Here is a 15,453-nt window from a genome sequence, read left to right on the forward strand (position 1 = left end):
CGCTGCTGGAACGAGCCATGGGCAATCCCCGCAAACCAACATCGCTAAAGGTGGTGGCGGGGACTGATCGTCCGGACCGCGACGCACCGCTAGCAGTGGATCTTCCGCTGGTTTCTGATGTGCCGCTGGCACCGGACTGGCTACCGAACGCCCACGCTATCAAGGAGTGGGACCGGCTCGCGCCCATCCTTCATGCCAACAAGCTGCTCACCGAAGCCGGCCTGTCGGCGCTCGGGCAGCTGTGTGCGCTGCACGGGAATACGGTGCAGATGTATGCCGCCGGCCTGGCGCCCGTCGCTTCCATGGTGTCGCAGCTGCGCGGCCTTATGAATGACTTCGGCCTGACGCCAGTTGCCCAGGGCAAGGTCCGGCCAGCTGGAGATTCTGCGAAGCAAGGCAACGCCTTCGCGAACAACGGCCAGAAGCGGAAGAGTCGTGCGTGACTATGTCGGCATCGCCAAGGCCTACGCAGAGAAGGCGATAGCCGACAAGAAAGGAAAACGGTTCGGAAAGCTGATCCGCCAGGCGGCAAAGCGCTTCCTGGCTGACCTCAAGCGGGCAAGCAGGAAGCGACCGCCATTCCTGTTTGACGAGTGGCATGCATGCGACCCATGCGACTTCATCGAGAAGCTGCCTCACGTAGAAGGTAAGTGGGCACGCCTAGAGATCGAGCTGCACGAATCCCACGTCTTCTTCGTGGTTCAGCTCTTCGGCTTCCGCAACCATGACGGAAGCAGGCGATTCACATCTGCGCTTTTCGCTGTCGCCAGAAAGAACGCAAAGTCAACCCTGGCCGCTGCGATCCTGCTCTACTGCCAGTGCTGTGAGGAAGAGGAAGGCGCGCAGATCATCTCCGCGGCGACCACAGGCAGCCAGGCGCGAATCATCTTCAACGTCGCCAAGCGCATGACAGAGAAGACGCCGGATCTGCAGGAGGCATTCGGCTTGGCCTGCTGGGCCAATGCGATCAGTCGGGTGGAGACGGGAGCGACCTTCAAGCCCATCAACGCCAAGGCAAGCACGCAAGACGGCCTCAACCCGTCCCATGTTGGGCTGGACGAGATCCATGCGCACAAGTCAGCCGACCTCCTGAACGTCCTTACATCGGCTGCCGGCGCACGCAGCAGCCCTCTCTGGCTGTACACCACTACGGAGGGGTACACCAACCCAGGCCCCTGGGGTGAGCTGCGGCAGTTCGCCAAACAGGTGTTGGCGGGAATTCTGGGTGATAGTGCCGACCACTTTCTGGTGGTCTTCTATGCTGTCGATGAGGACGACGACGAATTTGACGAGGGCGCTTGGCAGAAGGCCAACCCTCTGATGGACGCAAATCCGCACCTGATAAAGGCGATCCGAAAGGAGGCTGTTGAGGCGCGGCAGATGCCGTCCAAGCTTGCTGAGTTCAAGATCAAGCGGCTCAACAGGCCGGCTTCTTCGGCCACTGGCTGGGTGGACCTGACCAAGTGGCAGAGGTGCGGCGGGCATGTGGATCTGGCTTGGCTCGAAGGTCACCCATGTTGGGGGGCGCTCGACCTTGCGAGTACCACTGACCTGACGTCTTGGCGCCTGGTATGGAAGGTGGACGGCGTGTACTTCACCTGGGGCCGTAGGTTCGTTCCCGAGGACGCCGTGCGCGTGCGAACGGAGCGAGGCGTTGTGCCCTACGCCGGCTGGGTAGCCGCAGGCCTGATCGAAGTGACGCCTGGCGAAGTCACCGACTACGAGGTGGTTGAGGCGCGTATGCGCCAGGACATTGAACGCTTCAAGCCAGCGGCTGTCGCCTATGACCGATGGAATGCCCAAGAAATCAGCCAGCGCCTTCTGGCCGATGGAATCCCGTTGGTCGAGTTCAACCAGACCACGAAGAACTATCACCCGGCGATGCAGGAGCTTGAGAGGCTCTACATCAAGAAGGCCATCCAGCATGGAAACGATCCCGTGCTGAATTGGTGCGCGTCCAACCTGTTGGTGGTGAAAGACGGGAATCTTAATCAGAAGCCCGACAAGAAACGCTCGCCCGACAAGATCGACGACATGGTTTCGCTGCTTATGGCGATTGGCCTCTCCATTACCCCTGAAGAAGACGACGGCGACCTAGACGGCTTCTTCTCAAATCCAATCGTGGTGTGAAGATGACGAAGGACGCAAAGCAGAGAGGTCCCGGAAAGATCAAGTCCTCGGTCCTGCGCTGGCTCGGTGTGCCCATCGGCCTAACCGATGAGGCTTTCTGGGCCGCCTGGTCCGGCGGTGGCTCCAGCGCCGGAAAGACCGTGAATCAACGCACGGTGCTTCAACTGTCTGCCGCCATGGCATGCGTGAGGCTGCTTGCACAGGTCATTGCAACTCTTCCGGTTGGGTTCTTCGAACGGAAGCCAGATGGAACGCGGGTGTCTGCCAACAGGCATCCGCTTTACGAGATCCTGCACAACCAGCCAAATGCTGATATGACGGCCGTGCAGTTCTGGGAAGTCGTCATGGTCAGCTTGCTCCTGTGGGGCAACGCGTACGCAGAGAAGACCGTCAGCTCAGGACGCCTGGTCAACCTGGAGTTCCTGCAGCCGCAGAGAATGGCTGTGAGGCGGCTACCAACGGGGGAGCTTGAGTATCGGTACTCCGGCGCCGATGGGCGCCAGCGAGCGATCCCCGAAGAGCGAATGTGGCACATCCGTGGGTTCAGCACGGACGGGACGATGGGGATATCTTCCATCCAAGCCGGCGCCCAAGTGTTCGGTGCGGCCATGGCCGCAGACGAGGCCTCATCGAAGGTATTTGCCAACGGGATGAGTGTGGGCGGCGTGCTGACCACCGACCAGATCCTGACCGACAAGAACAGGACCACTTTCCGCGAGAACATGCAGGCCGAGTTTGCAGGCGCCATGAACGCCGGCAAGACGATGTTGCTTGAGGCGGGAATGAAGTATCAGCAGGTCCCGATGAACCCGGAGGACGCGCAGCTGCTGGCCACACGTGCCTTCAACGTGGAAGAAATCTGCCGCTGGTTTGGCGTCCCTCCCTTCATGGTTGGCCACGCCGAAAAGTCCACCAGCTGGGGCACCGGCATCGAGCAGCAGATGATCGGCTTCCTGACCTTCTCCCTGGCGCCATGGTTGCGGCGGATCGAGCAGTCGATCCGGAAGGACTTGATGGCGCCCGCTGAGCGGGCCAGGTACTTCGCCGAGTTCGCGGTGGAAGGACTCTTGCGCGCCGACAGTGCAGCCCGCGCGTCCTTCTACAGCACGATGGTCCAGAACGGGATCTATTCCCGCGATGATTGCCGAGAGCGGGAGAACTTGCCTCGCAAGGGCGGCAAGGCCGCCGAACTGACCGTGCAGTCCAATCTTCTGCCCATCGACATGCTGGGCTCTAACACCGGTGACCAGCAGGCCCGTTCGGCGCTGATGGCCTGGCTGCAATCTGACGATGGGAAAACGACATGAATCGAAAAAATGCGGCCCTGAAGATCAGGGACTTCGACCTCTCCGTGAAGGCCGTCAGCGATGACGGCCTTTTCTCTGGGTACGGTTCGGTGTTCGGGACGGTCGATTCCTACCGTGAGGTGGTCGCGCCCGGGGCGTTCAGCGAGAGCCTGGCAGAGATCAAAGCCAAGGGCCGGCCGGTGCCGGTCCTGTGGCAGCACCGCAGCGGTGAGCCCATCGGGGTTTACACCAGCCTAGTGGAGGATGCACACGGCCTGAAGGTTGAGGGCCAGCTCATCATCGACGGTGTGGCCCGCGCCAAGGAGGCGCACGCGCTGATGAAGGCCGGCGCGGTGTCTGGTCTTTCCATCGGCTACTACGTCCGCGAGGACAGCTGGGATGAGAAGGAGCGTGTGCGCACGCTCAAGAAGGTTGAGCTGGTGGAAATCAGCTTGGTCACCTTCCCGGCGAACGACGATGCCCGCATTGACGCCATCAAGTCGAAGCTGGCGCACGGCTCCCTGCCGACCATGCCTGAATTTGAGCAGATCCTGCGTGAGGCAGGGTTCTCGAAAAGCCAATCCGCGGTGATCGCCAATCGCGGATTGAAGCATCTGCTGGACCGGAGCGAGTCCGGGAGCAGGGCGATTGAAGAAAACACGACCGTCCCTGTTCTGGGGCGGCTGACCCTCCCGACTTTCTGAGGCACAACTATGTCCCGTTACACCGCACTGGCCAACTCGATTGGCCGCGAAATGAAGAACGCCCAGCACCTGGACGACACGCTGGAACTGAAGGGCCTCATCAGCCAGCTGAACGAGCGTGACAACGAGATCAAGCTGTTCGCCGAGAAGGCCAGCAACGAGATCAAGGAGCATGGCAAGGTCCTGGACGACACCAAGGGCGCGCTGGAGCTGCTCTCCAAGGGGGGCATCGAGATCAATGCCCGCCTGCTGGAGGTGGAACAGAAACTGGCGCGTCGCTTCTCGGCCAACGACCCCGTTGACCTCAAGAGCATCGGTGAGCAGTTCACCGAGCATGAAGGCTTCAACGATCTGGTTGCCAAGGGTCGTGGCATCGCCCGGATGAACCTCAAGGCGGTGACCTCGATCACCAGCGCAACCACGGGCACCGGCGGCGTCGGCGCGGCCATCCAGCCGACGCGGGTTCCCGGCATCATCGCAGGTCCGGATCGTCCCTTCACCATTCGCGACCTCATCATGCCGGGCCGCACGGGCTCCAACGCAATCGAGTTCGTGCAGGAATCGGGCTTCCAGAACATGGCGGGGCCGGTGGCCGAGACCGCCCTGAAGCCGCAGTCCGACCTGTCGTTCGAGCTGAAGACCACCACGGTCAAGACCCTGGCCCACTGGTTCCTGGCATCCAAGCAGGTTCTGGCCGACGTGCCGCTGCTGCAGAGCTACATCAACGGCCGCGCCATCTACGGCCTCAAGTACGTGGAAGAAGCCCAGCTGCTGGCAGGCGATGGCACCGGGCAGAACCTGCTCGGCCTGATTCCGCAGGCAACCGCGTTCGAAGAAACCCTGCGTAAGGCCGGCGATACCAAGATCGATATCCTGCGCCGTGCCATCCTGCAGGTCCGTGTCGCTGAATACCGTGCCAGCGGTATCGCCCTGAACCCGGTGGACTGGGCGGACATCGAGCTGCAGAAGGATGAGCAGGGTCGCTACATCTGGGTGAACGTCGTGGAAGGTGGCCAGCCCCGCATGTGGAAGCTGCCCGTGGTGGACTCCACCGCGGTGCCGGAGGGCGAATTCCTGGTGGGTGCCTTCGATATCGCGGCCCAGGTGTTCGACCGCGAGGACGCAGCTGTCGAAGTGTCGACGGAGGACGGCGACAACTTCCGCAAGAACATGGTGACCATCCGCGCGGAAGAGCGCGTGGGCCTGGCCGTGTATCGGCCGGAGTCGTTCGTGCACGGGTCGTTCGAGGGCCCGTAAGGCTCATCACCGTTGATATGGAGCGGCGGGCTTCGAGCCCGCCGCTGGAGGTCCAACATGGGATTCATCGCATTGAAGGGGTTCAATGACCCCAACGCCGAAGGCGGATATCAGAAGCGCGGCAAGCCTTGGAGCGGCCCGGAACAGCGAGCGAAGGATCTGCAGCATCTTGGCCTGATCGGCCACGCTGATGCGGGTGGCAAGTCGGCTCCGCTGCCGTCCAACAAGATGGCCCAACCGGCGTCCAACAAGGTGACGCAGACCGCCCAGGTCGCTGGCGCGGCCCTGGTGCGTCAGAAGGCCGAGAAGGTCACTACTGCCCTGGCGGGCGTGAGCGATCGCGCCACGCTGGAAGCTGCCCATGCGGCCGAGAGCGCCAAGGGCGCCAAGGCCCGTGAAGCGGTCCTGGCTGCCATCGACACCGCACTGGCCGCTCTGCCCGCAACGCAGGAGTGAGCCATGCTCATCGAACTGGCTGAGGCAAAGCAAAGCCTGCCGGTGATCCACGACGCCGACGACGCCCTCATTACCGGGCACATTGAGGCGGCGCAGGACTACATCGAGCAGTACATCGGTCGGTCGGTGCCCTGGATGGATGGATCGGAGCCGCCTGCAGCGGCTCCGGTCCCGCCCGCGATCAAGCAGGCGGCCCATCTTCTCGTCGGCGATTACTACTTCAAGAAGGACGAAAGCGATCTGGCTGTCCGCCGATTGTTGAATCCTTATCGCGTGTCCTGGGGGGTGTGATGGCCGGCAAGTACATGCACCGGGTCACCTTGCAGGTGGAGGAACGGGTGCGTCTTCCCCTCGGCGGCGACCGAACGTCCTGGGTGGACTGGAAGATCGACGTTCCGGCCGAAGTAGTGCCCCTGTCCGGCCGAGAGTTCACCGCGGCCACGGCGGAACACGGCCAGGTCAGTGCGCGTATGGAGGTGCCATTCCTGCCCGGCGTGGTCAACACCATGCGGCTGCTCTTCGACGGCCAGATTTACGCCATTCGTGCGGTGCTACCTGACCCCACCGCGCGCCGCCATCTCACTCTCATGGTCGATGCAGGGATCTCCGATGGCTGAGCATCTGCAGATCAGCGGGCTCGACGGCCTGCTGGCTTCGCTCAAATCGTTGCCCGTCGAGCTGCAAGGGAAGCCATTGCAGGCGGCCATGCGTCGCGGCGGCAACGTGATCCGGGATGCCGCGCGTGGCCGCGTGCGGCGGGCCAGTGGCTATCTGGCACAGCAGATCGTGGTGCGCCGCGCGAACACCAGGAACCGGAACAGGGCCGGCGTTGGCCCCGGCGGGGAGTACTTCACCGTCGGCGTGAAGACCGGAAAGCGGGTGAAGTACGCGAACACCAAGCGGAACCGGCGCCAGCGGCGCGTAGGCAAGACCTACGTGCAGGCGGGGTGGGCCTACTACTGGCGATACCTGGAGTTCGGCACCAGGAAGATGGCTGCCAAGCCGTTCCTTACGCCGGCCGCAGAGGCCAAGGGGCCTGAAGCGGCCCAGGTGATTATCGATCAGACCCGGGTTGCCATCGACAAGGTAATGCGGGCAAGGGGGTGGCGTTGATGGTTCCTTTGATTCAGTCATTGCTGCAGGTCGATGCCGAGGTAAGGCGGGTGCTGGGCGATCCCATCCGTGTTTACCCCAATGTGGCGCCGCAGGACACGGCGCTGCCCTACGCCACGTGGCAGGCGGTCGGTGGGTCACCGCTCGGCGTGCTGTCTGAGCGTCCACCCGCTGACGGCTGGCGCGTTCGGATTGCCGTATGGGGCAGGGACAGCGGCCAGGCCAACGAGGCTGCACTGGCGGTCCGCGATGCCATTGAGGCCGTGGGCAGCATTGAGAGCTTCAATCCGCCGCCGGATGACGACGACACTGGCGCCTTCGGCATCTCCTTCGACGTGCGCCTGCTGCAGATCCGTTAGCGAAGCAGGTCACCTTCTATCCGCCGGCGCGAGCCGGCTTTTTCTTGCCCGGCACCGGGCCCCAAGCAGAGGTAGACCATGGGACAGGTTCTCAAGTCCAAGCACACCCAGCTGTTCATTGCCATCGGCGCGGCCGAGGTCATCAAGGTGACCCGCGTGCGCTCCGTCGGCTTCCCCGATGGCCAGGCGTCGGAGATCGATATCTCCGACTTCGATGACGACTGGGATCAGTTCGTCGCCGGCCGCAAGGCCACCGGCAGCACCACCATCGAGGTCATCTATGACTCGGAGGATTCCGAAGCGCTGGAAGAACTGCACCGCACCGGCGCGGTCGTGAACTTCCTGGTAACGGCGCCGGCGTCGGAGACGGCCGGCGTTGCCAAGCCGGTCGCGGTGGATGGAGTCATCACGCCGCCTACCACCGTGGTCAGCAAGCAGTTCAACGGCTTCGTGCAGAACTTCGCCGTGACCGTGGCGGACAACGACGTCTGGAAGGCGACGCTGACCATTCGTGGTTCCGGTGCCGTCACCACGCACCGCCCGGACTGATCGGCCGAACGGCGCTCTCTCTTTTGGCCCGCGCGAGCGGGCCACTCTCTTTGGCAGGGCGCGCGGATCCACCGCGTGTTAGCCGTGCGCGGCCCGCGCGCCCTGCCGCCATACCTGGAAACGGCCAATGAGCAAGACCAACGAAACCAACGAAACACAGCCGCTGGAGCCGGTGAGCATCCTGCAGGCTTTCACCAACGCCGGCATGTTCGCGGCCAAGGATTTGCAGCCGGATACCATCGAGCTGCCGGATGGCAGAAAGGCGCAGTTTTACGTGCGCTCGCTGCCTGACACCGAGTTTCGCGACCTGTACGCCACGGGCGACCGCTCCAAGCTGATCGCAGCCACGATCTGCGACGCGGAGGGAAAGCGCGTGATGACCCCGAAGCAGGCTGGCGAGCTGAAACCCAAGGTGGCGGCCAGCCTGCAGTCCATCGCGCTCAAGCACGCCGGTTTCGGCAGTGATGCCGACGCCCTCCTGGAAGAAGCGGGAAACGACTAAGGAAGCGCGGCGAGGATTGGTTTTGGCACGTCCTCGCCGGGCACCTGCATCGCACGGTGGCAGAGCTTCGCGCGACCATGTCTCGGCGGGAGTTCCTGTGGTGGTGGGAGTTCCACAAGCGAAACCCCATCGACCCGGTGAGCATCCACCAGAAGCCAGCAGCACTGATCGCGTACGTCACTGCTGCGCACAGCCAGGGCGGCACCAAGCGCAACATGCAGCACTTCCTGGACACGTTGGTGCCACGATCCGACGAGGACGAGGCAAACGACTGGTTTGAATCTCTCGGATGACCCATGGCCGATACCTTCGGGCGCTTTGCTGCGCTACCAATTGGCCCTCTGCTCGCGGCCCGCGACGGAGGGCTCACCCTGGCAACTACTGCGGCTGCCGATACCAACCGCTGCGCTCGCTCCGACTTCGCGCTGGCCGATGGCCTGGTGGGGGTCGAGTTCGCGCTGTGGGGCGATGACGACCTGGCGGCAGTGGTCGGCTTCGTGACCGCGGCGGCGGCCCTGGATGAATCCCCCGGCTCCAACGGGGATGGCATTGGCTGGGAGCTGGCCACCGGGCGGCTGGTGCAGGGCATCGGCGCCATCGCCACCGGACTGCCGGTGGTGGCCCACGGCGATATCGTGGGTCTGCGCGTTGCCTTCGGCAGCCCCTCGCGGCTGACCCTGTACCTCAATGGCGTCCTGGTCCACCAGCGCGATCTGCTGCTGGCCGGTCCACTGCACTTTGCGGCGGGTCTGGCCGCATCCAAGGCAGGCGGGCTGTGTCTGGCGGTCAACGCGGGGCAGTGGGGCGCGCGTAGCGAGGCGGCGCTGGCGGGCTGGAAGCTCGATGCCAATGCCTCGGCCACGCCACCGGTGAGGTTGGCCGATGCCGACTGGCTCAGCGCGCCCGGCGACAGCCCGGCCAACGCTCGATACGAAGGCCTTGTCGCCGAGGGTGTCAGCCTGGTGCAAGAGCTGAGCTTCTGGCCTTGGGGTGGCGATCCGGTTTCGCAGACGGCGGCCGCTCAGTGCCTGGTCGCCGATGCCGACGGGGTGCTGGATGCATTGGCGCTTTCCGGTGGTTCGGGCGAATCCGTCCGCATCCTGATGGTGGATGAGTCCGCCATGCTGGCGGACGCGCAACCTGCGTTCCGCTGCGCAATCGATCAGATCGAGATCAACGACGACGGCAGCAAGACCCTGCACCTTCGGGACGCACACGACTACCTGAGCCAAACGCTGAACCGTGGCGTGTTCCTGCCCAATATCGAGCCCCTTGCTTGGAAGCCCCAGCCGGTCGTGATCGGCGCGGTGGCCAGCGTGCCGGCCGCGGGCGGCAACTCGGATGCGACGGCGATGTTTCTGGCCGACGTGCCGGTGTTCGTCGAAGCGGTCATGGACCGAGGCGACCTGATGGAGCCGGGCACGTTTAGCAGCTCGCCGGACGGGCAGCAGCTGCTGATGAAGTCGCCGCCGGTGACCCCCGTGGTGGCCGACCTTTCGAGCATAGGGCCCGGAATGGCACCTGCAACGCTTACCGCTGCCGTCGCTGATGTGATGGGTAGGCTGAGGCAGGGCGCATGGTCTGCGGCCGACTGCGGGGCCGTGGACGCGGCTACCGGCTATGCGGGCGTTGGGTACTACGCGGGCACCTCGATCACCGGCCGGGATGCGTTGAACGCGATCCTGCCCAGCTTCGGGGTGGGGTGCTACCAAGACGCCGCCGGCGTCCTTCGATTCATCCAGGTGGTTGCGCCGGAATCGTTCACTGGACCGATGGCGTTTGAACTGTCCGAAGCCGTTATGGCCAGCGATCTGGTGGGGGTGCCGGACGAGGCGCCGAACCTGACCCGTCGGATGGCCTACCGGCCGAACGCGCAGGCGTTGGGTGCGTCCGACCTGGTGACGGACGTGATCGACGTTCCTCAGGCCCGCCGCGACGAGCTGACGGCTCTGTATCGGGGCCAGGTGTACGCGGCTGGCCCGTTGGACCCGCACTACCGCCGGGCTGATGCGGCCGACCCGGTGATCTCGCTGTTCTGGAATGCGGCCGACGCCCAGGCGGAAATCGACCGGGTGGTGGCGATTTACCAGCGGCAACGGTTCTTCTATCAGGTGACCGTGCGAGGCGACCAGCAGCTGGCCCCGCTCCCCGGACAGGTCGGCCGCTTGACCTACGGGCGCTACGGCCTGGCCGATGGCAAGCCGGTGCTGGTGCGGCGCGTGGAGCGCAACCCTGCCACGGGTGACGTGGTGCTGACGGTGTGGGGGTAAGGGCGTGCTTATTGGATTCGGAATGCCGGCGGTGGAGACGGCCACCCTCACCGGTGGCACCTGGCTGACCGCCGATCAGGGCAGTGCGCTGTTCGACGGAAAGCCCGCACGCGCAACCCGCGTGAGGCGCACGGGCGATCTCGCGATCACCATCACGCTTGCTCAGGCAATCGTGCCTGGGATCATCGCGGTGTTGGGCCTGAGCGTCCCGGCGGGCGTCGAGGTCCGCGCCGCCGGCGCAACCGCTACGACGATCCAGCTGCCGGACGGCAGCGTGTGCGCGTGGCTCTTCCCGCTTGGCGGTGCGCCGTTGAGCGTGGTGTCGGTCGAGATCGCCACCACCGCCCTCAACGTCGATATCGGCGAGATCGCCATCTTCCGATCAGTCGATGTGGGTATCAGCGATGGCTGGGGTGTCGTCACCATCGACACCAGCGCCCACACCCGCACCAAAGGGGCGCAGCTCAACACGGTCCCTGGCGCCACGTATCGACGCCTGACCTGCAACCTTTCGGGCCGGCCAACCGAGCTGGTGCGCGGCGGCGGCTTGGCCGGTGGCGTGGATTGGGAGACGATTGCTGCCGCAATGGCCGGGCGCCGGCGGTCCTGTCTGGTGCCGCAGTTCAGGGATATCGCATCGAAGGTGTTCGACCCCATGCTGGCGGCGAGGTCGGCGATGTATGGCTATCCCACCCAGCTGCCGAGCGCGGAGAACATCAGCCGCAACTACTTCACCGGATCGCTGGAGTACGAGGAAGTCCCGGCCTGACCCAGCCGTAGAACAATGGCATCATGCCCCGAATGACCGATCATAGGGGGACGTGGATGTACATCTTTCTGGCCGTTGTGGGTCTGTTGGCCGCGCTCGTGGGGGCCTTGATGCTCACCAAAGCAACCATGGGCGTTGGTGTGATTGCCTTCGGAATATTCCTGGCCGCCCTGGCCCGTATCATTCAGGCGGAGCGCCACCAGGCGCAACTGCTCGGTAAGTAAGCCGGATCCCCGGCGCCCGTCAAAAGCCCCGCCTTGTGCGGGGCTTTCTCGTTTTTGGAGCCGACATGTCCCTGTACACCCTCACCGTCGATCTGCTGATGAAGACCGGATCCTTCGTGAAGGATGCCGGCAAGGCCGCCCGCCAGTTCGAGCAGTCGATGGATCGCATGCAGGCCACTGCGAAGCGTGCCGGGACCGCAATCGGGCTTGCGATCTCCGCCGGCATAACAAGCACCAGCGCAGCTGCTGTTGCCTGGTCGCGCCAGGTCGCGGACCTCAGTGTCCAGTACGAGCGCATGGGCACGCTGGCTGGGACCAGCTCCGAAGCCTTCCAGCGAATGGCTGCTGGTGCGAACGTTGTAGGGATCAGCCACGAGAAGCTCGCCGACATCCTCAAGGATGTGCAGGACAAGATCGGTGATTACGTCCAGACGGGCGGCGGCGCGATGGCCGACTTCTTCGACAACATCGCCCGGCGCACAGGCGTCACTGCGGAGCAGATGCGAAAGCTGTCTGGTCCAGATGCGCTCGGGCTGTACTTCAACAGCCTGGAACGGGCCAACCTGTCGCAGTCCGAAATGACCTTCTACATGGAGGCCATTGCCAGCGATTCCTCAATGCTGATGCCCCTGCTGCGGAACAACAGCGCCGGCTTCCGCCAATGGGGTGACGCGGCTGAGGCGGCCGGCGCGATCATCGATGGAAAGACCACGAAGGCGACGGTGCGTCTGCGCGAGATTACGCAGGAAGCGGATCTCGCGATGATGGGGTTGAAGGTCAGCGTTGCCGAAGAGCTGCTGCCGACACTGAACAACCTCACCGAGTTCATGGCGTCGCAGCAGACGCGAAACGCTTTTGCCTCCGCTACCAAGTGGGTAGCCGAGCTGACGGGGGAAATGGCGAATGGTGCTGTTCAGATAGTCAACCTGATTGGCCGCTATGCCGAGCTTCAGGCTCTGGAGGGTGCATCGTCCGACTCGCTCGGTAGCGCAACCGAAGACGCTCTCAACGAAAAGATGGGCGAGCTGGGGGCGCGTCGTCGTCTGCTGCTTTCCGTGGAATCGCCTTCTGCGGAGCGTGACAAAGAGGCCGAACGACTGCAGGCCGAGAGGCTGCGCATCCAGCGCGAGCTGACGCGCAGGTATGGCCCCCAGGTCACGCTGATTGACAACGGGCAGATGCTCCCCGACAGCGCGCTGAAATCGGCGTCCGTTGGCTACAAGCCAACCGGGAATATCGATAAGGGCGCTGGAGACAAAGCCGCAGATGAGGCCAAGCGGCGCGCCGATGAGATGGCGCGCTACAGGCAGCAGGCAGAAGAAGCCGCCGGCGCCATGGATGGTCCTCTGGCCGAGGCGATGGCCAAGCATCTTGGCAACATGGCCGAGTACAACGACCTGTTGTCGAAGGGCAACATTGCCCAGGCCGACGCCAATGTGCTGATGGGGCAGAGCGCCCTGGAATACGCGAAGGTGGCGGCCGAGGTCGAAAAGGCCATGGGCGGGCCGGAACAGCTGTTGGCCACGTTCGATTCCGAGCTGGTGATGCTGGGCAAGGTTGGCCGGGCGCGCGAGCTGTACCGCCGCCAGCTCGTCAACGAGAAGGACATGCGCGACGAGCTACAGAAGGCCGTGGAGGCTGCGGGCAGCAAGGAGGCGCTGGCCTTGGCCAAGGGCGCCTCCAGCTATGCAGAGTACGAGCGGGCCATGCTCGACGCCGCTGCCGCGGCGGCCGAGCTGTCGCTGCAGGTCGAAGAATCGGCAGCCCATGTCGAGGCCCTGGCGAACGTGATCGTGTCCGGCATGTCCGATGGCGTCGATGCTTTCGCCGACTTCGCCGTGGATGGCCTGCGCGAATTCGACAACCTGTGGGATGACCTCAAGAACGTAGCCAAGCGCGGGCTGCGCGACATGATTGCGGAGATCGCCAAGCAGAAGCTGATCATCCCCATCCAAACCCAGCTCATGAACGGGATCAGCGGTCAGGGCGGGGGCTTGAGCCTGCAGAGCATCATGGGCCTGTTCGGTGGCAACGGCACCGCGGCGGGTGGCCAGAACGCCAGCACCATCGCCGGCCTGCTGTCACAAGGCCAGGGGCTGTTCGGTGGCGCATCTGCAGCCGGCAGCGCGACCGCGGCGAACTCCCTCGGGGGCAGCATGGCGAGCCTGGCCGCGTTGACGGGCGGCGGAACCGCCTCCACCGGTGCGGCGACCGGCGCCGCCGGCGCGGCAACAGGAGCGCTGGCCGGCGTCGCGGCGTTCGCTCCGTATGCCGCCCTGATCGCCATGGGCATGCAGATGGCCGGCAGCGCGTACAAGGAAGGGTTCGGGCTGGAAAACCAGAACAAAATGGACCTGTTGAATCGGGGCCATCTGGCATCTGGCGGCCTGCTCACGCCCGTGATGATCGACAGCATGTCGCTGGACTACCTTGGCCGCGCGCTGGGGATGAACAGCAAGACTGCGGCCATCTTCTCCGGCAGCTCCCTGATGGGTAAGGCCTTCGGCCGCAGCGCCCCGAAGATCACCGGGCAGGGCATCACTGGCTCGTATGGGTTCGGTGGCCTGGACGGCCAGAGCTACGCCGATGTGAAGCAGAAGGGCGGCTGGTTCCGTTCGGACAAGAAGTGGACGCAGTACGGCACGCTGGATCCGGGCATTGATCGCACGTTCGACATGGCAGCGCGGCAGATCCGTGGGGCAACCACGGACCTGGCCAAGCAGCTGGGCGTGGATCTCACCCGGCAACTGGCATCGGTGAGGGTGGACCTGGGCAAGCTGCAGCTGTCTTCCGATTCGGAGGAAGCGCAGAAGCAGCTGGAGGCCTACTTGGCCGACATGCAGGATCGACTGTTCACCGAGGCGGTGAAGGCGTCCGGCTTCGGCGGGCAGCTGGATGGGTACTTCGGTTCGGCGGACGTGTTCAACGCCCTGAGCGCGTCCATTGAGCTGGCCGTCGGCAACGCGGACGACCTTGGCCGCGCGCTCACCGGGCTGGAAATCGACAAGGTCAACAAGGCCGTGGACTACTTCCAGGATCTGGCCAGCGTCGCTGGCACGGACCTGGCCACGCAGATCCAGAAGGTGACCGGGTTGCTTGGGAACTACGCCACGCTGATGGCGGACGTGTCCACGCAGCTGCTCACCGGTGACCTGTCCAGCTACCAGCAGCAGGCGCTGACCATCGAGCGGACCTATCGCCAGCAGGTGAAGGCGGCCAATGACTACGCCAAGGCGCTGGGCCTGTCCGGTGCAAGGGCTGAGGATCTGGCCAAGATCGAAGCCCTGCGGGCCATGAACATGGGCAAGCTGCAGGCGCAGATCGACAAGGACAAGAAGGCCATGCAGTACGGCCTTTCGATTAGCGACCTGTCGCCGCTGACGGACCAGGAGAAGCTGGGCGAGGCGATGAAGGAACTGGAGCGGGCTGTGGCCGGCGGCGACACCAGCGCCGCGCAGGCGGCCGCGCAGGCCGCGCTGGGCTTCGGTCGGAACCTCTATGCCAGTGGCCAGGACTACAACGGCCTGTACGACCAGGTCACCGGCCTGATCGACGGCATGAAGGTGGGCGACCTCGATATGGAGGACGGCACCAGCATGGGCGCGCTTGCCGATGTGATCGAGGCGCTGCCGGACAACTTCAGCCGCGCCGTTTTCGACCTGGTCGTGGACAGCAACGGGCAGGCGCAGACCACGGCGGCCGTGCAGCAGAGCAACGCGCTGCTGACAGATGTGAAGGGGCTGCTGCAGGACCTGCTTTCGACCACCACCCAGGGCGTCCGCAACTCGGCCAGCTCTGCGCTGCGCAACTCGCTCAACGCCTAACGAGGTAACT

General features: G+C 64.3%; 17 protein-coding genes. All 17 read left to right on the forward strand.

The window, feature by feature from the left end; genetic code table 11:
• Positions 1 to 17 precede the first annotated feature (17 nt).
• Positions 18 to 443 carry a hypothetical protein gene (locus tag G4G00_RS08115; protein WP_108762316.1) on the forward strand — a complete coding sequence of 142 codons (426 nt, stop codon included), beginning with the start codon at positions 18 to 20 and terminating at the stop codon, positions 441 to 443.
• Complete coding sequence (locus G4G00_RS08120) at positions 436 to 2,130, forward strand: terminase TerL endonuclease subunit (RefSeq protein WP_164272474.1); 1,695 nt, start codon at positions 436 to 438, stop codon at positions 2,128 to 2,130. The genes G4G00_RS08115 and G4G00_RS08120 overlap by 8 nt, the downstream gene beginning before the upstream one ends.
• A 2-nt stretch (positions 2,131 to 2,132) precedes the next feature.
• Complete coding sequence (locus G4G00_RS08125) at positions 2,133 to 3,437, forward strand: phage portal protein (protein ID WP_164272477.1); 1,305 nt, start codon at positions 2,133 to 2,135, stop codon at positions 3,435 to 3,437.
• Positions 3,434 to 4,120, forward strand: a complete 687-nt coding sequence (locus G4G00_RS08130; protein ID WP_164272480.1) for an HK97 family phage prohead protease — start codon at positions 3,434 to 3,436, stop codon at positions 4,118 to 4,120. Before G4G00_RS08125 ends, G4G00_RS08130 begins: the two co-directional genes overlap by 4 nt.
• A 9-nt stretch (positions 4,121 to 4,129) precedes the next feature.
• Entirely contained in the window at positions 4,130 to 5,377 is a 1,248-nt protein-coding gene (locus G4G00_RS08135) for a phage major capsid protein (protein ID WP_164272483.1), read from the forward strand.
• A 57-nt stretch (positions 5,378 to 5,434) separates the two neighbouring features.
• Complete coding sequence (locus tag G4G00_RS08140; RefSeq protein WP_164272486.1) at positions 5,435 to 5,833, forward strand: hypothetical protein; 399 nt, start codon at positions 5,435 to 5,437, stop codon at positions 5,831 to 5,833.
• 3 nt (positions 5,834 to 5,836) lie between these two features.
• The gene (locus G4G00_RS08145) at positions 5,837 to 6,124 is read left to right on the forward strand and encodes a head-tail connector protein (RefSeq protein WP_164272489.1); all 288 of its coding nucleotides are present in this window, start codon (positions 5,837 to 5,839) and stop codon (positions 6,122 to 6,124) included.
• A complete protein-coding gene (locus G4G00_RS08150) occupies positions 6,124 to 6,450 on the forward strand; it encodes a phage head closure protein (protein ID WP_164272492.1) in 327 nt (108 codons plus the stop codon). The genes G4G00_RS08145 and G4G00_RS08150 overlap by 1 nt, the downstream gene beginning before the upstream one ends.
• Positions 6,443 to 6,946, forward strand: a complete 504-nt coding sequence (locus tag G4G00_RS08155) for an HK97-gp10 family putative phage morphogenesis protein (protein ID WP_164272495.1) — start codon at positions 6,443 to 6,445, stop codon at positions 6,944 to 6,946. The genes G4G00_RS08150 and G4G00_RS08155 overlap by 8 nt, the downstream gene beginning before the upstream one ends.
• Entirely contained in the window at positions 6,946 to 7,305 is a 360-nt protein-coding gene (locus tag G4G00_RS08160) for a DUF3168 domain-containing protein (protein ID WP_240336108.1), read from the forward strand. Before G4G00_RS08155 ends, G4G00_RS08160 begins: the two co-directional genes overlap by 1 nt.
• Positions 7,306 to 7,383: 78 nt before the next feature.
• Complete coding sequence (locus G4G00_RS08165) at positions 7,384 to 7,854, forward strand: hypothetical protein (RefSeq protein ID WP_164272500.1); 471 nt, start codon at positions 7,384 to 7,386, stop codon at positions 7,852 to 7,854.
• 127 nt (positions 7,855 to 7,981) lie between these two features.
• Positions 7,982 to 8,356 carry a hypothetical protein gene (locus G4G00_RS08170; protein WP_164272503.1) on the forward strand — a complete coding sequence of 125 codons (375 nt, stop codon included), beginning with the start codon at positions 7,982 to 7,984 and terminating at the stop codon, positions 8,354 to 8,356.
• Between the two features lie 56 nt (positions 8,357 to 8,412).
• Positions 8,413 to 8,649, forward strand: coding sequence for a hypothetical protein (locus G4G00_RS08175; protein ID WP_234412123.1), 237 nt, complete (start codon positions 8,413 to 8,415; stop codon positions 8,647 to 8,649).
• A 3-nt stretch (positions 8,650 to 8,652) separates the two neighbouring features.
• Entirely contained in the window at positions 8,653 to 10,626 is a 1,974-nt protein-coding gene (locus tag G4G00_RS08180) for a hypothetical protein (protein WP_164272506.1), read from the forward strand.
• Positions 10,627 to 10,648: 22 nt separating this feature from the next.
• The gene (locus tag G4G00_RS08185) at positions 10,649 to 11,395 is read left to right on the forward strand and encodes a hypothetical protein (protein ID WP_164272509.1); all 747 of its coding nucleotides are present in this window, start codon (positions 10,649 to 10,651) and stop codon (positions 11,393 to 11,395) included.
• Positions 11,396 to 11,451: 56 nt separating this feature from the next.
• Positions 11,452 to 11,619, forward strand: a complete 168-nt coding sequence (locus tag G4G00_RS08190; RefSeq protein ID WP_159093992.1) for a hypothetical protein — start codon at positions 11,452 to 11,454, stop codon at positions 11,617 to 11,619.
• A 65-nt stretch (positions 11,620 to 11,684) separates the two neighbouring features.
• Positions 11,685 to 15,443 carry a phage tail protein gene (locus tag G4G00_RS08195; protein WP_164272512.1) on the forward strand — a complete coding sequence of 1,253 codons (3,759 nt, stop codon included), beginning with the start codon at positions 11,685 to 11,687 and terminating at the stop codon, positions 15,441 to 15,443.
• The last annotated feature ends 10 nt before the right edge of the window (positions 15,444 to 15,453 follow it).

The sequence above is a fragment of the Stenotrophomonas sp. B1-1 genome (assembly GCF_010894375.1).
Lineage (GTDB): Bacteria > Pseudomonadota > Gammaproteobacteria > Xanthomonadales > Xanthomonadaceae > Stenotrophomonas.